We start from the raw sequence: 18,702 nt of genomic DNA on the forward strand, positions 1-18,702 counted from the left end.
TCGTTTCCTGGCGCCGGGGTGCGAAAGCGATGCTGATCGTGTGCCGGGTCACTTACCTGAGGGATACCAGGTGGCGTAGTTGTGGGTGTAATCCTCTTCCAGATCGATGACTTCTTCGCGGATGCCGGATAATACATCCGGTTCTCGGCCCAAAGCTGGGCTCAATTCGCGCTCTGCTAGCTCTTGGACCACGTAGGCCATGCCTTGCCATTTGTGGCGCCAGGCCAGCAGCTGTGGCCGCGTCTAAATGACAGTCGCGAGAAAGCCGTGGGCAGTAATGTCGTACTCTGGCCATGAAGTTCTATTACAAGCTATCCGGGTCCCTGAAGAACATCTGTCCTAAGGGGCAGATGATTAAGATATTGTTTTATATGATGTTTTTTAAACTTGGTACGTTCGTGTCATAACTGCCAAACAATGATATTTTGCTAAGTTCTCATTATAGATGTGTCTAGATGCGTCCGAGGCGCTGAAATCAGAAAACTGAACTAACGTACCAACGATTACTTGACTCTGCCCCATGGGACACCTCGTATGCTTTTTTCAAGCGCACACTCTGGCGCGCTGCCAACAAGGAGTTCCTGTGAAAGGTTTATGTCTGGTGACGGGGGCCAACGGCCATCTGGGCAATACCTTGGTGCGAGCGTTGCTCGGCCAGGGCTATCGGGTTCGAGCCGGCGTTCGTGATATCCATAACCACGCACCCTTTGCCGGGCTGGACTGCGAGTTGGTGTATGCCGAGTTAATGGACAGTGCGGCCTTGGACAAGGCGTTGGAGGGCGTGGAGGTACTGTTTCAAGTGGCCGCCGTGTTCAAGCACTGGGCGCGCAACCCGCAGGCCGAGATTGTCGAGCCGAATATCCAGGGCACACGGCGTGTGCTGCAAGCCGCTTCACGGGCGAGTGTGCAGCGTGTGGTCTACGTCAGTTCGGTGGCCGCCGTCGGTCATGATGGTACGGCGCTGGATGAGGCGCACTGGAATACGGAAAGCGAAAACGCCTACTACAAATCGAAGATTCTCTCCGAGCAGGCAGCCTGGCAGTGCGCTGAGGCGTTGGGGTTGAGCATGGTATCGGTATTGCCTTCGGCCATGGTTGGCCCCAATGCTGGCTACCTCACGGATACCATGGGCTTCCTTCAATCGGTTCGGCGGCGGCAGATGCCCTTTGATCCGGGGTTTCGTTTCAACTTCGTCGATGTTCGTGATGTGGCCGACGGGATGATACTCGCCGCCGAAAAGGGCCGGCCGGGGCAGCGCTATATCCTGGCCAATGAGCGTTCGTCGCCGCTCAGCGATTTGATCGCGGCCGCCAACACCCAGGCGCCTGGGTATCGCCAGCCTGTCTCAGCGCCACGCTGGCTACTGCTGGGCGTGGCCTGGCTGCAGGAACGCTGGGCGCAATTAATGGGCATACCCGCCCAGTTGCTCTTGAGCCAGGTGCGCCTGTTTCACAACGTGGCGCAGGAATACAACATTACCAAGGCGAAAAACGAATTGGGTTTCAACCCACGGCCGCCTGAAGTGGCCTTGAGGCAAGCGTTTGCTTATCTGCACAGACAGGCGCATCAACCTTATTAAGACCCGCCACAGGGCGAGGCGCAAACATTGAGTTCATCTCGCTTTTGAGTTCAATCAAGTGAAGATCAAGCGCCTGCAGTTCGGCGATCCTGTCCTGGACTTGCCGGCGCTTGTCGTCGACGGCCTGGTTGGCCAACGCTAGCGGAAAGGACTTCAACTTGTTTTTTGCGGCAATCAGCGGGTTCATCTCGGCCAGCTTGAACCCGGCCACCTGCGCCTTGCGTATGAGGTGGACGATTTCCAAGTGGTGAGCATTGTAGAGGCGATAGCGCCCCTCACGCTCCGGCTCGTTGATCAGGCCCATTTGCTCGTACAGTCGAATGGCTTTTGGGGTGCAGCCGGTCAGTTCGGCGAGTCGTCCAATGAACATCTGTCAATTCCTTATGTGAGACATCAAATACTCTAGCGTTGTTTGATCGCCAGAGCTGCAAAAGCCGTTACATGAAAATCGAAAAATGTCGAGATTGGGCTCAGTAGCGAATCATCACTGACTTCAGCTCGGCGTAGTCATCAATGAATGCGCTGCCGAACTCCCGGCCTATTCCTATTCCTGAGGATTTGTTGCCGCCAAATGGCACCGCCGAGTCCAGCATCGTGTGCATGTTAACCCACACCGTGCTGGCTTCGATGGCAGGCACCATGCACAGGGCTTTGCTCAAGTCGTTTGTCCAGAGGCTGGCGCTCAAGCCGTAGGGTTCATCAAAGCCAGCAGTTTTTCTTCGCTGTCGGACGGTAAGAGCGTGGCGATGGGCCCGAAGGTTTCCTCGTTGAGCAGGGTGTCGTAGACACTGTTGGCGAGTATGATCGTCGGCTCGACGTTACAGCCTGGGCGGTCGATCAGGTTGCCTCCGTGAATGATGGTGTTGTTTTCGGCGCGGGTCTTGGCGAAAAACTTGCCGAGTTTGAGTTGATGCTGGCGGTAGTTGACCGGGCCAAATTTAGTGCGCTCATCCAGGGGCGAGCCGATATTCAGCGTGCTCAGGCGCTGGGCCAGTTTGTCCATGACCGCTTCGATCTGTGAACGATGCACGAAGAAGCGTTCGGCTGCGGCGCAGATTGGCCCGGAGTGCAAAAAGCCCGCTTCGATGATGCCGTTGACGGCCTTGTCCAGGTCCACATCGCGCATGAACCCGGCCGAGTTTTCCCCAGCCGCTGGTGCTTCACTCGGACAACGGCGCACCAATGAAATCGGTGACGTTACTGACAAAGATGTACGACCTGGGCATCACGCCATCGAGAGGAAGACCTCGGGTAAGCAACGACAATCCCGGAAAACGAGTCTGTACGGAGGTGGTGTTGTTCGCTCGTCGATTCCAGTGTCCACCGTTCCGCTGAAAGCTTCAGGCCGGTCTATCGAATCGCAGAGTGTCCGGTCGGAGCTATCCTCATCAATAGCCCACTTGGCCTTAGGCTGGGGGCATCCTTTTCAGACCATCCAAAGTATGCCCTCAGATATGCCCCCAATGTAGCAATCGTCTGGAAGTGAATGGATCTCCGTGGCCTATGAAAAGCCAGAAATGCTCAGCTAAACAGCCTTCCTGACAACGCCTAAAGACTCTCAGGGTCGCCGAAGAACATTTTGACTGGGCTCTAGGAAGGCGTTTTCCGGTCGATAATGCTGTTATTTTTCCCTACTTTTGCCCCCAATCGCATCGAGTGTGCGAGTGATCTTGAACGGCGACCTACGACTGGCTCCAGTATGGTAGTAGCGGGTATTCGGTGCGCCTTCGCGTTCTTTTGGCAGGCACGCTAAAGCGGTGCTCCCTAGCAACGCAATAAGCGTGAGCGGGAATCTTTTTGATCAGAAGCATCCCGGTATTTATGCTCGCGTCTCAGTCAATCTTGGTTGTTTCGTGAAATATTTCTGCATAAAGCCGAGCCACGGTCGGTGTGAGGTTGTGTACTGAAGGAATCAGAAAACTTGAGTGGGGGGCGAGTCGTTTTGCGTAGATAACTTCGTACACCCTGCGCACGACTCCTGGCTCTGTTTCCTCTTGGTCTAAGCCAGGCATTATTCCTACGGCTTTGTAACCCGCATGCTCCAATGCTTGTTGCATATACGGAGCGCTGGTTGTCGCCATACCATAGATCAAGCCCGCGCCCATGGACCTTCCCATTTTTTCTCCGAGGTCTTGGGCAGCTACGGCCAGTTTGGTTTGTCTATGATGTTTGGCTACCGCGCCCACTCGCCCGAAGATGACATCAGCGTCGTCAATTTTTTCCCACGTTGCTATAGCGACGATTTCATGGTTCTGGCGGACCACGATAGCGAACATTCCCCGCTCCAGATCGTCTTCGAGCACCACGTTGTCTTCATAAAATCGCTGGTTCAGAAAAGGGCTCCCTAACCCCACCCTAATGGAGGGGAACCACGTCTGGAAAAAAATTATCGCTGCATTGATCTCCTCGCGTTTCAGGTAATCCCATGTGTAGCCAGAGGGTAAAACAGTGAAACTGCGAATTTGATCGATCGTTGGCCATCTCATGCGGTTCTGCTCGTCTTGATTGTCTAATTGCCTTGCAGGAATCGGTCGGAGGAAGGGGCTTATTCAGTCGCTCTCTATCGAATTGTTTGCGATCTATCAGCAACTCCCGGGCGTCTATTGGGGGAGGCGGCGGGTTAGCCGGTGGTGTGTTCAGTCCTGAGGACAGCGCCCTTGCAGAATCTTGGGTCATGGCCGGCCGCAAATTGTCTGTGACGGTCGACCACTTCACCGATGACAAACTGCATCAGCTTCTGGACGAAGGCCGTATCGAGGTTGGCCTCCTGGGCGAGGGCTGTCAGACGTTCGTATTGATGCTGCTCTCTCTTCTTGTCCACCGCAGGCAATTGATGTCGGGCTTTGAGCAAGCCGACCTCATCAGTACAGCGGAACCGTTCAGCAAGCATGTGGATGAGTGCGGCGTCGATATTGTCGATGGTTTGTCTGATTGCCGAGAGTTGACGCGTGATGTCGGAATTTTCCATGGATAACCTCGTGGCAGTTGTTCTAAGGGGCTTGTCTGTAACCTTCCTTGGTCCTTTCATGATTGGACGGAGAACCTGAGCAGGCGCTTTACGCGGGATCGGGCATGTTCAACGATTTCTCCAACCACTGCGTGACTACCTTGAAAGCCGAGTCTGAATTGCGTTCATAGATCAATCCGTGGCCATTGCCGTGAATACCCAGTGCCGGTAGATCAAGGTGGTAAATGTTGGCACCGGCATTTCGCAGGAAAGGGACAATGCTGGAGGCGTAAGAAGCAAATGCAGATGTCTCACCTGTCACCAGCGCTACCGGAACGCCCTGCAATCCGGGAATTTTCAGGGTTGAAGGTTCTGCTGTGCGGACTTGCTCCGCCGTTGCGCGAGGCGGATCAAAGGTTAAAGGGGCGGCGGTCAGTCCCCATTCGAGGCTGCCTATACCCGGCGTATGGCCAAACACCGGCCCCATAGGCTCCACTGCCACAATCCCTGCGATCAGGTCGGGTCGACGATCGGCGACCAACCAGCCACTCGGCCCGGAAGCGGAATGCGTAACGATGATGGCCTTACCGATTCTGTCGAGCAGTTCGGCCAGTCGATCCGCGTCTAGGGTCTGCGATGCCGCAAGGTCGGCCGGCATGGGGCCGTAAGCTGCAATGAAGGCGTCAAAAGCCGCTTCATCGTCCAGCTCAAACGGCCACTGTGTTTCTCCTCCTCCTTCTGGAAAGTAGACTTCGCGGGCGCGCTCATAGGAAAACGCGGGTCCCATCGGCCCCATGATGTCGGGATGATAGGGCGATCGTCCGTGACCCGGTCGGTCGACGCGAAAGACTACAAAGCCCGCTTCGAGGAACCGCTGTGCCCATCCCGGACGACCATCGGGGGTATCCAGCCATTCAGTGCCTTGCAGCGTGCCACCGTGCACCAGCACCACGGGATAGGGTTGAGTGATGTGCTCGGGGGATTCCCAGGCTACGTACATCGGACCTTTCTGAAAGTTTTTACCGTTTTGGGTAACGCGGGCTCCCGTCACCCAGAAGTTGCCACGCCGCGTACGTTTTATCGGTGCGCTTCGCCAGGGTTGCTGGGCATGATCGGTTGATTGGGTAACTGTCTGCGTAGCGAAAACCGACCAGTCCTTGTGTCCATCTCCTCGGGCTACTGCGGATGTCATTTTCGATCGCACGGCATCGGCTGCCGGCAGTTCCAGGTCCTTGAGACGGCCCGCATCAATAGCCAGATTTATATCCTTGAGGCCAAGAGACAGTTTGAAACCCGGTTCAAAGCTGCTGTTGACGATGTTCTGCCCATACCGGTGATAACTAGGGCAGGCGAACAGGGTCTGGGTCATGAGGTTGACGAAAATAGAAGGGCTCAGTCCGTGACGTTGAACGAGTCCGGTTGCTTCGCCCAGCGACTGGATGGCTTGGGTGATCATCATGTTGCCTGCGATTTTCGCGATACACGCGTGTTCAGGCTGATCGCCCAGATACCAGGTGTTTTTCCCGAGCAGGTCAAACAGCGGTTGAACCGTCGAGACCGCTTGCTGCGATCCGGCCGCCAGGATATTCAACTCGCCGTTCGCGGCTACGGCGGGCACGCCGAAAACCGGCGCCGCGACCAGTGCCATGCCGATCGCATCATGCATGCCCTGCAACTCGACCATGAGCGAAGGCGACAAAGTCGACATCACGACATGCACGCAGGTCTTATCTGCATTTTCCAGAGCCGCGCTGGACAGCAGCACTTCCCTGACGGCGGCATCATCGGCCAGCAGGCTGATGACGACCTCTTGCTCAAAGGCCGAGGTCGGCGATTCGAGAATACTTACGCCTTCAAGATCCATGATCGCCGCGTGACTACGGTTCCATGCCGAGACGTGATGGCCTGCCCGGACGAGCAGTGTAATGATTGCTCTGCCCATGCTTCCCACACCGATAAAACCTATCTTCATTTGCAGTCCCCGGTTGGTATTCGACGAAGGAGAATGCGGACAAGTATGTCCGGCGTGGGATTGCTACGGCAGTGCCATTGCTGCACTCTCACTGTTCATTTTTGTACGGGGTAGAGCATGGACTGGAGTGATGTGCGGGTCTTTCTCGCGATTGCCCGCAGCGGGTCATTGGGCGCTGCCGCCAAGCTGTTGGGCGTAAGCCATCCGACCGTGGGGCGGCGCTTGCAGGTGCTTGAGCAGTCCAGTGGCCAGCCCATTTTTCTTCGTACCACCCAAGGTCTGGTACTGACCGACAGCGGCGAAAAGCTACTCAGCCTGGCGCAAGAAATGGAGCAAAGTGCATTGGCAATCGAAAGGCGCCTTGCGGGGGACAGCGCACAGCCCGAAGGCGTGTTGCGCATTTCTTGCGCTGACTGGTTCGCCTGTTATGTGCTCGCCCCGGTCCTGAACGAACTGGGACGACGTTATCCGCTGATCGTGCCCGAGGTCATCGCCGGGCATCGATTGTTTGACTTGGCTCGCCGCGACGCCGACATCGCGTTTCGAATCGTTCCTTTCACCGAACCCGATATTGTTCACCGCAAGCTGACTACCCTGAGCTATGGGTTGTATGCCGCCGTCGGATCTGCTGACCCCGAGCCACAGGGCGACGGGCTTGGTTTGATCACCATGAGTGTTGCCCAGTCTCATTATCCCGATGTGCAGTGGCTGCAGCAGCGTTACCCTCTGGCCCGTACCGTGTTCACCAGTAGCAGCCGCACAGTCCAGGCGCAAATGTGCGCGCAAGGGCAGGGCGTCGCCGTATTGCCCCGCGCCCTGGGTGACCAGTTAACGGCGCTGCGGCTGATTGATCCGCATGAACCGCCCCCGGGCCGCGACATATGGATGGGTTACCATCAGGACATGCGCCAGATGGACAGCCTTCGTGCTCTTGCCGACCTTGCTTCCATCATGGTCGGCAATCAGGCAGCCGGTTGACTCACTCTGCTGCGCGCATGGTCGCTGTTTGCAACTCTGCAGCAGGTTGGCGCGCCAGGGTAAGACTTAGTCCCGCGCCTACCGCCAGGCACGCCGCAATGCAGAGTATGGAGACGGTGAAGGCGTGGGTGATGGCAGCCGCGTCCGTATCCGTGCCGAGAAGGGTGTAGAAAATGCCGCCTATTATTGCGACGCTCAGTGATGTGCTGATTTGCAGGGTGGAGCTGGTAATGCCCGCAATCATGCCGGAGTACGCGGGCGCCACACGTCCTGTGATCATGCGCATCAATGTCGGAAGGGCCAATCCTTGTCCGAAACCGATCAGAAAGAGAATGACGGCAAGGGGCAGCGCCGCGGGACTGACGGTCATTGGCGTCTTTGCTACGAGCCTGGCCATTAGCACAAACCCCAGCACTTCCAGCCCCATTCCGAAGGGGTTCACGTAATCCCCGAGAAAACGCCGGAACTGATGGGTGGCGAGCGGTCCCAGCAGAAATCCCGCACCGAAAGGAAGAAAGACCAGACCTGCACTGAGTGGGCTCGTATGCAATGCTCCCTGTAAATAAATGGAAAACAGCAGGAAAAACACGCCGATCGCGTAAAAGGTCAGGGCGACGAGCAACGCCCGGCCCAGCCCAGGCGCGCGCAGTGCGGCAGGATTAAGCAACGGTGCGCCTTGCGCTTGATGCAAACGGGCTTCGTAGTGCCAGAACAGCCAGGCCAGCAGCGGCACCGCCGCCAGCGACAGCCAGGCCCACAAAGGCCAGCCCGCTTCACGCCCCTCGATCAGTGGAACGATCAGAGCCCCAAGCGTCACCATGGACAATAGCGTTCCGCCCAGATCCAGCTTGCTGGTCTGTTTCGCGCGGGTTTCCTTGACCACGGGAATGGCAATCAGAACGACCAGCAACGCAATCGGTAAATTCACCAGAAATATCGCCCGCCACCCTAAGTTCATCAGGTTGAGCGATATCAATATCCCGCCAAGTGCCTGGCCGATGACGGACGCCAGGCCAAAGACCGCGCCATAAAGGCTCAGTGCCAAGGGCTTTTCGGACTCGGGGAATATAGCCTGCACAGAGGCGAGTGCCTGGGGCGCCATGACCGCTGCCGTCACGCCTTGCAGCGAACGTCCGGCAATCAACACCCAGGATGACTCGGAAACACCGCAGATCAGTGAGGCGACGGCAAAGCCAATCAGGCCAACGAAGAACATTCTCATGCGGCCAAAGATGTCTCCAAGCCGTCCACCGGTGATCAGTGTCACGGCATAAAGCGCCGCATATGAAGAGATGATCAGCTGTTCGGCAGAGGAGGCTGTGCCCAGCGAATCCTGAATTGAGGGCAGCGCTACGTTGACGATGAAAAAATCCAGCGGTGGTAAAAACGCACCGACCAACAAGATGGCGAACATCAACCAGCGCCGCGGTTCCGGGGGGGCGATTTTTGTCTGAGGCATAAGATCTCCTTCCTGAAACCCTTCGGTTCCAGAATATTCTCGATTGCGGGTCATGTTCTGAATCAACTGGTTCCAATCTAAGCGATCAGGCCTTCGCTTACGCCTCACATAATTGAACGGCCAATGTTCATTTATGGCAGTGCCGCTCAGCGCCTGACTCCTCTCAAAATGGCCGCATTGTGGTTCCAGTCGATCCACACAACCAAGGCTGAGGAGTCAGATATGTCAGGTAAATTCGCTAATCAGGTTGCAGTCGTCACCGGCGCATCCACCGGGATCGGGTTTGCGATTGCGCAGGGTTTGATTGCCGAGGGAGCCAAGCGTGTTTACATCACTGGGCGTTCTGCAGCCACGCTGGAGGCGGCGGTGGCCAAGCTTGGCGATAGAGCGGTCGCGGTCATTTCCGATGTCGCCCGCCAGGCTGATCTCGATAAGCTCAAGGCAATAATCGAAGCCCGCAACGATCAGTTGAACTCTGTGTTCGCCAATGCGGGTATTTGTGAAAAAAATCCGCTGGGCGAGACCACCGAGGCGGCTTATTTCAACATGTTCGACATCAACGTGAAGGGCGTTTTTTTTACCGTCCAGACGTTGATGCCGTTGTTGAAAAATGGCGCTTCGATCGTGTTGACGGCATCTATTTGCTCCAGCAATGGGATGGAAGGGCTGAGTCTCTACAACGCTTCCAAGGCTGCAGTGCGGTCCTTCGCAAGGACTTGGGCCAACGAACTCAAAGATCGCAAGATTCGAGCGAATGTTCTGAGCCCTGGCTTCACTCGCACCCCTCTGATGGATAACGGCTTGAAGATGAGCGAAAGCGACATTGTCGCGCTGCGCCAACATGTCGAGCAGATCACTCCGCTGGGGTATATGGCCCAGCCTGAAGAAATCGCCTCCTCAGCGCTGTTCCTTGCATCCGCCGATGCGAAATATGTCAACGGTGTGGAGCTGATGGTCGATGGCGGCCTGTCGCAGATCTGAGCACTTGCTCAACCGTAGTGCAGCCCTCGCAGAGGGTTGCTTTGTCGCTTTTGCGAAGCCTCAGCAGGAAACCTCCTCATGAACATTGAAGAATTGACCACCCGACTGGACGCCCTGGAAAGTCGCGCCGCCATCGAGTCGCTGATCAGCGCCTACGCCAATGCCTTCGACCGCATCGACGTGTCGCTCCTGAGCGGTATCTGGCACGAGGAATCGACACTGGATTTACCAGGTTTCGGCAATGCCCAAAGTCGTGATGAAATCCTCGCGATGGCGCAAAACAGCTGGCGCCAGATGCCACATATGCACCACTGGATGGCCAACCCGTTGATCGAAATCAAAGGTGACAGCGCGATGGGTACGGTGGCTGCGGATTGCCTGTTCCATGACATTGAAAAAGGCCCGGTTCAAGTCAGCGGGCTGTACTACGACAGGTTTGAACGTCGGGACGGAAAATGGGCGTTCCTGTCACGTCGTTTTGAACTGCACTTCCTGACACCGTTAAATGATTGGGTACCCATAGCCGGCGAAGAAACGTATGCGCCGATCGAGCATCGGAGCCTGAGCAAGCCCTCAGAAAGTTGACCTGCTCGCATGACTTTCAGTGAGGGCAGCGAACGACAAGTGCTGCCCGTTGATATCGTTCAAGCTCCAGGGAATGACAGCGAAAAACGGATAATCCCAGGCTTTGGCTGTTCGACACGCACGTGACCTCCATGCAGTTGCATGATTGCCACGACGATGGCGAGGCCAAGGCCGTAGGAGTCGGAGTTCTGCTGGCGAGACGCATCGCCGCGGTAAAAACGGTCGAAGAGTTTGCCCAGGGTTTCGTCGCTCAGTACAGGACCTTGGTTCTCCACTTCAATCCGCGCACCGCTGTGGGAGTCCGTCACCCGCATCACAATCTCGGTGCCCTCGTAGGCGTAGCGAATCGCGTTCGCCACCAGGTTGCTCAAGGCTCTGCGCAGCAGCAATGGATCCGCGAGCACGTTGCCATCGCCTGTTATCTGGAAGCTCATTCGCCGCTCTTCAGCCAAGCCTTCAAAATATTCAGCAATGCGCTGAGATTCGTCATGCAACGATAGTTGTTGGCGCTCCACCACCGCTTGCGCTTCATCGGCGCGCGCAAGGAACAGAATGCTTTCGACGATGCGCGAGATCCGTTCGAGCTCTTCAAGGTTTGAAGCGATCAGTGCCTGATAGTCGTCCTCGCTGCGCCGCTGGCGAAGGGCGACCTGACAATGCCCCATAAGCGACCCCACCGGCGTGCGGATTTCATGGGCAAGGTCAGCGGAAAATTGCGTCAATCGCTGATAACCCTGGGCAAGGCGATCAAGCATTGCGTTATAGGCGTCACTCAGCTGTTGCAGTTCAACCGGCGTATCGGCGCTGTCCATGCGGCTGTGGAGACGCTCGGGTGTGATGGCTGCCGCATGGGCGGCCATTTCGCGCAACGGACGCAGCCCTCGGCGCAGTACCAGGTAGCCCAGCAAGGCTGTTGCCAGAAAGGCAAGAGCAACGGCCAGGTAGATGCGTTCGCGATACGCCGCGAGCATAGCCATTTCCTTGCCCATGAGGTGTGCGGCTGTCAGTCGGACTTCACGTCCACCAGACGTCGTGACGACGGTAGCGGCGCGCAGCATTGTTCCCGAGTCGGTCACGCCGCTGCGCAGATCACTGACGCTCAGCTTTGTATTCTGGCCGATCACGGGCAGTTCAGGCAGCGTGACGTTGAGTGGATTTACCTGGATTACCGGTTGCTGCCCGGGTTCTTCAATGATGAAGATGTCGTCTTCGCTGTCGAGCATGTTCTTGAAAATCTGTGGGCTGTCGCGCAGCTTCTCGATGGCGAGCTCGTAGTGCAGCAGCTTGCGAAAGTGCTCCAGACGGCCCATGACCGCATGATCGCTGTACACCAAAACCGAGGCTTTCATCGTCTGATACAGGTAAACGCCCGCACCGGCCACGGCGAGCATCGCTACCATGGAAAACGCCACGGTCGACCGCAGGGTCAGAGAGGGTTGACGTCGGGTCCGCATGGCCTCACCTCGCAGACATAGCCGATACCGCGAATGGTATGGATCAACTTGATCGGGTAGGGCTGGTCGACCTTGTTGCGCAGGCGCTTCACCGCAACGTCCACCACGTTAGTATCGCTGTCGAAATTCATGTCCCAGACTTCCGAAGCGATCTGTGTCCTGGACAGCACATCGCCTGCCCGACGCAGAAACAGATGCAGCAGGGCGAACTCCTTGTTGGTCAACACGATTACCTGCTGTTGGCGTGTAACGCGACGCCGCACCAGATCCAGCTCCAGGTCGGCGAGGTGAAAATGGTCGGCTTCGCGAACTACACCGCGACGCAAAATGGTGCGGATGCGTAACAGCAGTTCGGTAAACGAAAAAGGTTTGACCAGGTAATCATCGGCGCCCAGTTCCAAGCCGCGAATGCGGTCATGCAATTGGTCGCGCGCGGTGAGGAACAGTACGGGAACGTCTTGTCTGGCGCGCAACAGCTCAATGATCTGAAACCCGTCAATCCCAGGCAACATCACATCCAGTACGATCAGGTCGTAGGTTGTATGCAGGGCCATGTGCAGGCCGTCGGCACCGTGCTGGGTCCAGTCGACGTTGTAACCGGACTCGCCGAGCCCCTTTTTGAGGTACTCACCTGTTTTGGTGTCATCTTCAATCAGCAGGATATGCATCGTGAGGTGCGCTCGGGTCTCTTCATGACGGGATTCAGCCCGCGACATCGGTATCTCGGTTGTGCAGTGTAACGGGATGAGCGGGCGCAGTCGGTTACATTTCTGTCATTCATGGGCAGGGGCTGGCGAATGACAAAAATGTCATTCGGCGGTCATCGTGACGTCCCGGTCTGCGGACGAGGATGGCGGCACATCAACCCATGAGGAATTGTCGCCATGCAACTCAAACACGCCCTGTCTACCACGTTCGGTTTGTTGATGCTCAGTGCCGCCGTCATTGCCACCGCGGCTGACATGCCGGTAATCAAACCACTGCGTGGCACGGTGGAAAGTGTCAGCAACAATACGCTGACATTCACTGTCCGCTCCGGCGCTAAGCAGACTATCGGACTGACTGACAAGACCAGTATCAACCGGGTATCGAAGGCCAATATCGACTCGATCAAATCCGACAGCTTCATTGGCTCGGCGGCCATTCCGCAGACCAACGGAACATTGAAGGCGCTGGAGGTCACGGTATTCGACGCCAGCCTCAAGGGCAGTGGCGAAGGTCATTACGGCTGGCAGAACGCGGATGGCAGCACAGGCACCATGACCAACGGTACCGTGGGGAAGCTGTCCAAAGCTGACGGTCGCACATTGACCGTCAACTACAAGGGCGGCGAGAAACAAATCGTCGTACCGGATGATGTGCCAATCGCCTACGTCGAGTCAGGCAAAGCCGATGAACTGGTCAAAGGCGCGAAAATTGTCGTGTTCCCGGCTGCGGATGGAACCACCGCGCGTGGCATTGCGGTTGGCAAGGATGGCTTCCAACCACCGATGTAATCACCTGAAAAGGCAGGGGCGCTGCCGTCTGGCAACGCTCCGCTACATGGATGGTTTGCAAGGGGAACCACGTGAGACAGAAAAAGCTTCATCCCTGGCCGGTTCGCCTCACCCACTGGCTCAACGCCGTTTGCATGGTCTGCATGTTCATGAGCGGTTGGGCCATTTACAACGCCTCGCCACTGTTCAGCTTCAGGTTTCCGGTGGCGGTGACCGTGGGCGGATGGCTGGGCGGGTCGCTGGCCTGGCATTTCGCATTCATGTGGCTGCTGCTGATCAACGGCGCAATCTATGTGCTGTACGGGTTGGTCAGTCGCCATTTCAAACGCGAGCTGCTGCCCGTCGGGCTTGCCGCCTTGAAGCATGATTTTACGGACGCTTTGCGCTTACGGCTGGTGCATGAACAGGGTGTCTACAACACAGTGCAGCGCCTGATGTACTGGATCGTGCTGGCGGCAGGCGCACTCGTCGTCATCTCGGGCGTAGCGATCTGGAAACCCATTCAACTTCAAGAGTTGGTCGCGCTACTGGGCGGCTATGACATTGCACGTTATGTACATTTCGGGGCGATGGCGATGATTGCTGCATTCGTCGTGATTCATCTGATCTTGGTGATTTTGGTACCGAAAACCCTGCTGCCAATGATTACGGGTGGAGTGCGGTCTCTTGATGCCGGGGAAAATGGCCGTGACTGAACTTAGAAAAACTGTTCAGCGCGTCAGGCTTGAACCTGCGCAACAGCTTGAACTGGAAAACATTCAGCGCCGGCATTTTCTTCGGGCCGGCCTGACGGTGGGCGCGATGTCGATGCTGACCGGTTGCAACCTGCAGGACGGCGATCAGGTCGACAAAGTACTTTGGGCCATGTCGCGCTGGAACGACCGGGTCCAGGCGTGGCTGTTCAGCGGACAGAAACTGGCACCGACCTTCACCCGCGCCCAGATCACTACGCCGTTTCCGTTCAACGCATTCTATGGTCAGGACGATATCCCTGAGGTGGACCTCGCCAGTTACTCGCTCGCCGTCTCCGGCCGGGTCAGGGACAAGGCCCCCTGGACACTCGAAAGCTTACGCAAACTGCCGCAACGTAGCGATATCACCCGTTTGATCTGTGTTGAAGGCTGGAGCGCCATCGGGCAATGGGGAGGTGTACCGCTGAAAACCTTCCTGGAACACATCGGCGCCGACACCACAGCGAAATTTGTCGGTTTCAAATGTGCTGATCGTTACTACTCCAGTCTGGACATGCCGACGGCCTTGCACCCACAGACACTGCTGGCGCTGGATTACACCGATGTCGCGTTGCCGCCCGAGTACGGCTATCCGCTGCGGGTTCGAGTACCCACCAAATTGGGATTCAAAAACCCCAAGCATGTTGTCGAGATTTTCGTGAGCAACGACAACCCGGGTGGGTATTGGGAAGACCAGGGATACAACTGGTTCAGCGGGATCTGATGGCGCAAAAACTGAACAGCCACGCCAGGAATGCTGGCGAGACTCATGACACCAGACCTGATATGAGGCGTCCCCATGACCGATATATCTGCGGTACCGCCAGCTTCATCAGTGTTGCCGACTTCGGGAAATAAGAAGTCGGCAACGGCCCATGGAGCAGATTTCCAATCCCAATTGCAGGCCCAGTCCAGATCATCTGTGCAGGAGCCGGCTACAACCCGGGCTCATCTGTTATCGGAATCGACCACAAACCTGTCATGCCGGCCGGAGATACGAGCACTGCTTCAATCGTTGGCACGGCGCGGGAACGCCGACGGTGCTTTCAGCAGACCAGGCCGATCATTGCCATGTACGCGAGCCAGCGGCCTGGATATCGCGGACTTCAACTTCCCTGATCGAAACGTTCTGGAGAGCAGTAAGGTTATTAAACACATCTGCGGAAGTGAGGAGGGTAGACGGCCCTACTCAAAGTCCTTTGATGAGCGAATCGTGTGTACTTTCAATGGCGAGGAAAGCGAATTCTCTTCTGACGTGATCTGCAAAGAGGGATTGAATGCGTTCGCTACCGCAGTGGCTCTTTCCCCAATAACCCTCACCTGGTTACCGATTGAGATTGTTAGAGCACCGCTACGGTCGACTGGCATACGAATTTTCCGCCGTCGCAAGTCCTCTTCAGTCGACAGCCACCTTCTCGACAAGTCAATTTCAGAGTAAAGGCGTTAAACGGGCGGATCTCGATAGCTCTTTCGCCGCGTGGCTAGTATTTCTATGGATACAGCAGCTAAGCCAATGCTCGCCTTTATTTATTAGTGGTCTGTCGTTCGCTTACTGGCCCGGATTGCTAGAGTGGCGAATGCGGTTTTATGAGGCTGGGTTGACCCGTGGCCCGAGTGGGCGCTGTTCTGGCACGTGAGTTAGCTTTCGTATCCGTTTATATTTTGGGCTCCACAACCATGACTGATCGTCAGCTCATTGTTCCAGAAGGCATGAAATTGCTCTGCGAACATGCTGGTTATGCACCAGCTGTAAAGGTAGGAAAGACTCTATACTGCGCTGGCCAGGTAGGCCGGACGCCGGAATTATCAGTTATCGAAGACCCAGAGCAGCAGTTTTTGGCAGCATGGGACAATCTTCGGCTCGTCTTGGAGGCCGGCGGCTGCGAATTTGAAGATGTCGTCGAAATGACAACTTATCACGTCGATATGCACCGCCACATGCCAATTTTTAGACACGTGAAGGATAAAGTCTTTCCTCGGAGTACTTGTGCATGGACATGCATAGGTGTCGGTGAACTGGCTCGCCCCGGCCTTCTCGTGGAGATCAAATGCATCGCCGTAGAGCGATAACTTTTCTGATAGGCACCTGAATATACAAGTCCTGGATGGGTGTTCATCTATGCGGCAGCAGATGTGAAACTTCACTCGCCCGCTGTGTCGGCAGGCACGCCATCCGCACGTTCCCAAGCCTACTGGCGACGGGCAAGGCAGGATTGTTTGAAGCTCAGTGTGATGACACGAAGGGCGAAGGGGTTGTCGGTGCCGGCAACGCATAAGCCTGCTTCATCCACGCCACCTCCGCTATTGGCGCGCGTCCAAAGAGGCGCTTGAAATCGCGGCTAAATTGCGAAGCACTTTCATAACCCACCAGAAATGCCGACTTGGCCGCTGTCAGGTCGTTACGCAGCATCAGTAATCGCGCTTGATGCAACCGCGTCGACTTGAGGTACTGCATAGGCGAGGAATCGGGGTCACCTTGCGAAAATGTAGATGAAAGTTAGGCACGCTCATCTGCGCTTCCTGAGCGAGGATTTCTACATCCAGACGCTCTTGGTAACAGCGGTGGATTTTGTGAATGGCGCGCGTCACCTTGCCGAACTGACCCTGCTGTGCGATAGCCGCGCGTAGGGTGCCGCCTTGTTCGCCAGTGAGGATGCGGTAGTAGAGTTCGCGCAACATCGCTGGTCCGAGGATTTGCGCGTCGGTGCAGTCGCCCATGACTTCCAGAAAACGCAGGGTTGACTGGCGCAGCGGTTCGTCCATGGGCGAGGCGTACATGCCCATAGGCTGAGCCACGCCGATGTTCCATACCTCATCTACCTGCTGAATCAGCTCGGCGGCCAGATTGAAATCCAGACGTATGTACACCGCCAGCATTGGCTCCGCCTCGCTAGCGTCGGTCTCCATTGTAAAAGGCACTGGCACTGACACCACCAGATAATGCTGGGCGTCATAGATGTAAACTTCATCACCCAGATAGCCGCGTTTCTGCCCCTGACAGAGGATGACGATGCCCGGTTCATATAAAACCGGCGTGCGCGTCAGCGGCCGGTTGGAACGCAGAAAACGCACATCATCCAGCGGACTCAGGTTGTAACCCTCCAGCGGTGCAAGCTGGCCCATCAACTGCACCATACGCGCAGTGCTAGGGTTCTTGGGCTTCGGCATCGATTGCACGTTCTCCACTGTTATGCTCAGCCGTCCGTGGAACAACTCAGCGCTTCCCATTGCTCAATACTCTCCGCCGTCCGGTGCAACTTGTCACGCACCAGAGCCAGGGCGTCGCTGCCCAGCAGCAGTTGAGCCGGCGGGTTAGGGCTGGTGATAATAGTCATCATGGCGCGTGCGGCTTTCTGCGGGTCGCCCAGTTGAAGGCCGCTTTTTTCCTCACGGGCTTTTCGCACCGGGTCGAAGGTCGCATCGTAGTCACTGATGCTGCGCGGCGTACGCTGCATCGAACGACCTGCCCAGTCCGTTCGGAAAGACCCCGGCGCCACGGCCGTTACAAAAATATTGAAGGGTGCAAGCTCCTTGTTCAACGTATCAGAGATGCCCTCCAGGGCAAATTTGCTGCCGCAGTAGTAAGCAATACCTGGCATGGTGATATAGCCACCCATGGACGTGATATTGAGGATATGCCCCGCCCGTCGCTGGCGAAAAAAGGGCACAAACGCCTTGGTCATCGCCACCGCGCCGAATACATTGACGTCGAACTGACGGCGCATTTCCTCCAACGACGACTCCTCGAAAACCCCTTCGTGGCCATAACCCGCGTTGTTAACCAGCACGTCCACCGGGCCATACTGATCCTCAACAGCGGCGACGACGGCGTCGATGGCATTAAAGTGGGTAACGTCCAGCACCACGCCATGGGCTCTCTCAGGCAAGAGCGTTTGGAACGTTGCCAGAGAGGATTCGCTGCGAACAGTGCCGATCACTCGATGGCCCTGAGCGAGAGCTTCCTTAGCCAGGGCCTGGCCAAAGCCGCTACTAACGCCCGTGATAAAAATGGTTTTTTCTGCACGCATGGGGCGCACTCCTGAATATATAAGGTCAGGCTATGCTAGGGCGCAGAGTGGTTGGGAACTATGCCTGATTCGATTTTAGTATTGCCTGATTCTATCGGAGGGCTCGGCGAGCAACCTCAAATCTAGTGGAAAAAAACGAGGCCAAAGGAAGAAAAGCGACGGGCTTATTTACCTGCACTAATGTCTGCTTCGTGTCGCAAGTCGTTTTTCGGTAACGTTGATGTGCATGCGGTCTGGCCGAGGGTGTCGCACCTGCGCTCCAAGGTTTTCGCATTGGCAGTAAAGGCTATGCGCGCAGTTAATCGCTGAACGGATCGAACATCAGGTGTCGGAACCATTTATTGACGGGGCTCGGTTGCATTTGCTGGGCCAAAATAAGTTGATGGCGATTTCGGTGAGGCAGCGGGACTGGCGGACTTGGAAATAAAGGATCTCCATGCCCATGAAAAGCCAGAAATGCTCAGCTAAACAGCCTGCCCGACAACGCCTAAA

Annotated in this window: 17 protein-coding genes and 2 pseudogenes; 8 read left to right on the forward strand and 11 right to left on the reverse strand. The window is 56.3% G+C overall.

Going from position 1 to position 18,702, the window contains the following annotated elements; all coding sequences use genetic code 11:
• Positions 1 to 48: 48 nt before the first annotated feature.
• Positions 49 to 201, reverse strand: a complete 153-nt coding sequence (locus M2397_RS07180; protein ID WP_178116792.1) for a hypothetical protein — start codon at positions 199 to 201, stop codon at positions 49 to 51.
• Between the two features lie 382 nt (positions 202 to 583).
• Here M2397_RS07180 and M2397_RS07185 point away from each other — a divergent pair, with 382 nt between their 5' ends.
• Complete coding sequence (locus M2397_RS07185) at positions 584 to 1,579, forward strand: NAD-dependent epimerase/dehydratase family protein (RefSeq protein WP_145338178.1); 996 nt, start codon at positions 584 to 586, stop codon at positions 1,577 to 1,579.
• Here the strand turns inward: M2397_RS07185 and M2397_RS07190 are convergent.
• From M2397_RS07190 to M2397_RS07210, 5 genes and pseudogenes are all read right to left on the reverse strand, one after another.
• Entirely contained in the window at positions 1,503 to 1,949 is a 447-nt protein-coding gene (locus M2397_RS07190) for a MerR family transcriptional regulator (protein WP_145338177.1), read from the reverse strand. The two genes, M2397_RS07185 and M2397_RS07190, sit on opposite strands and share 77 nt — an antisense overlap.
• Before the next feature lie 100 nt (positions 1,950 to 2,049).
• Positions 2,050 to 2,726 (reverse strand): annotated as a pseudogene (locus tag M2397_RS07195) (aldehyde dehydrogenase family protein); the annotation flags it as partial.
• Positions 2,727 to 3,411: 685 nt separating this feature from the next.
• Positions 3,412 to 4,065, reverse strand: coding sequence for a hypothetical protein (locus tag M2397_RS07200; protein WP_145338176.1), 654 nt, complete (start codon positions 4,063 to 4,065; stop codon positions 3,412 to 3,414).
• Positions 4,066 to 4,199: 134 nt separating this feature from the next.
• Complete coding sequence (locus M2397_RS07205) at positions 4,200 to 4,547, reverse strand: chorismate mutase (protein ID WP_145338175.1); 348 nt, start codon at positions 4,545 to 4,547, stop codon at positions 4,200 to 4,202.
• Positions 4,548 to 4,635: 88 nt separating this feature from the next.
• Entirely contained in the window at positions 4,636 to 6,498 is a 1,863-nt protein-coding gene (locus M2397_RS07210) for an NAD(P)-binding domain-containing protein (RefSeq protein ID WP_259242529.1), read from the reverse strand.
• Between the two features lie 117 nt (positions 6,499 to 6,615).
• On the opposite strand from M2397_RS07210, the gene M2397_RS07215 reads away from it, so the two are divergent.
• Positions 6,616 to 7,476, forward strand: a complete 861-nt coding sequence (locus tag M2397_RS07215; RefSeq protein ID WP_184742147.1) for a LysR family transcriptional regulator — start codon at positions 6,616 to 6,618, stop codon at positions 7,474 to 7,476.
• Position 7,477: 1 nt separating this feature from the next.
• Here the strand turns inward: M2397_RS07215 and M2397_RS07220 are convergent, their stop codons facing one another.
• Positions 7,478 to 8,989: an MFS transporter gene (locus tag M2397_RS07220; protein WP_256663582.1), complete on the reverse strand. Its 1,512-nt coding sequence runs from the start codon at positions 8,987 to 8,989 to the stop codon at positions 7,478 to 7,480.
• A 69-nt stretch (positions 8,990 to 9,058) separates the two neighbouring features.
• Between M2397_RS07220 and M2397_RS07225 the strand changes: the two genes are divergently transcribed.
• Complete coding sequence (locus tag M2397_RS07225) at positions 9,059 to 9,916, forward strand: SDR family oxidoreductase (RefSeq protein ID WP_237683084.1); 858 nt, start codon at positions 9,059 to 9,061, stop codon at positions 9,914 to 9,916.
• 78 nt (positions 9,917 to 9,994) lie between these two features.
• Positions 9,995 to 10,501: a nuclear transport factor 2 family protein gene (locus tag M2397_RS07230; protein ID WP_145338173.1), complete on the forward strand. Its 507-nt coding sequence runs from the start codon at positions 9,995 to 9,997 to the stop codon at positions 10,499 to 10,501.
• Between the two features lie 59 nt (positions 10,502 to 10,560).
• On the opposite strand, the gene M2397_RS07235 is transcribed toward M2397_RS07230, so the two are convergent.
• Positions 10,561 to 11,955, reverse strand: a complete 1,395-nt coding sequence (locus M2397_RS07235) for a heavy metal sensor histidine kinase (RefSeq protein WP_145338172.1) — start codon at positions 11,953 to 11,955, stop codon at positions 10,561 to 10,563.
• A complete protein-coding gene (locus tag M2397_RS07240) occupies positions 11,928 to 12,623 on the reverse strand; it encodes a heavy metal response regulator transcription factor (RefSeq protein ID WP_092398187.1) in 696 nt (231 codons plus the stop codon). Before M2397_RS07240 ends, M2397_RS07235 begins: the two co-directional genes overlap by 28 nt.
• 216 nt (positions 12,624 to 12,839) lie before the next feature.
• Here M2397_RS07240 and M2397_RS07245 point away from each other — a divergent pair, with 216 nt between their 5' ends.
• From M2397_RS07245 to M2397_RS07260, 4 genes are all read left to right on the forward strand, one after another.
• Positions 12,840 to 13,451, forward strand: a complete 612-nt coding sequence (locus tag M2397_RS07245) for a hypothetical protein (RefSeq protein ID WP_184742150.1) — start codon at positions 12,840 to 12,842, stop codon at positions 13,449 to 13,451.
• Positions 13,452 to 13,522: 71 nt separating this feature from the next.
• Entirely contained in the window at positions 13,523 to 14,146 is a 624-nt protein-coding gene (locus M2397_RS07250) for a cytochrome b/b6 domain-containing protein (RefSeq protein ID WP_259242530.1), read from the forward strand.
• Positions 14,139 to 14,906 (forward strand): molybdopterin-dependent oxidoreductase, encoded by a 768-nt coding sequence (locus tag M2397_RS07255; protein WP_145338169.1) that lies wholly within the window; start codon positions 14,139 to 14,141, stop codon positions 14,904 to 14,906. Before M2397_RS07250 ends, M2397_RS07255 begins: the two co-directional genes overlap by 8 nt.
• 953 nt (positions 14,907 to 15,859) lie before the next feature.
• Positions 15,860 to 16,252 carry a RidA family protein gene (locus M2397_RS07260; protein WP_145338168.1) on the forward strand — a complete coding sequence of 131 codons (393 nt, stop codon included), beginning with the start codon at positions 15,860 to 15,862 and terminating at the stop codon, positions 16,250 to 16,252.
• Positions 16,253 to 16,406: 154 nt separating this feature from the next.
• On the opposite strand, the pseudogene M2397_RS07265 reads toward M2397_RS07260, so the two are convergent.
• Both M2397_RS07265 and M2397_RS07270 read right to left on the reverse strand, forming a co-directional pair.
• Positions 16,407 to 17,350: pseudogene (locus M2397_RS07265) on the reverse strand (AraC family transcriptional regulator N-terminal domain-containing protein).
• A 26-nt stretch (positions 17,351 to 17,376) separates the two neighbouring features.
• A complete protein-coding gene (locus tag M2397_RS07270) occupies positions 17,377 to 18,210 on the reverse strand; it encodes an oxidoreductase (protein ID WP_145338166.1) in 834 nt (277 codons plus the stop codon).
• Between the last annotated feature and the right edge of the window lie 492 nt (positions 18,211 to 18,702).

The organism is Pseudomonas sp. BIGb0381 (assembly GCF_024809815.1).
Lineage (GTDB): Bacteria > Pseudomonadota > Gammaproteobacteria > Pseudomonadales > Pseudomonadaceae > Aquipseudomonas.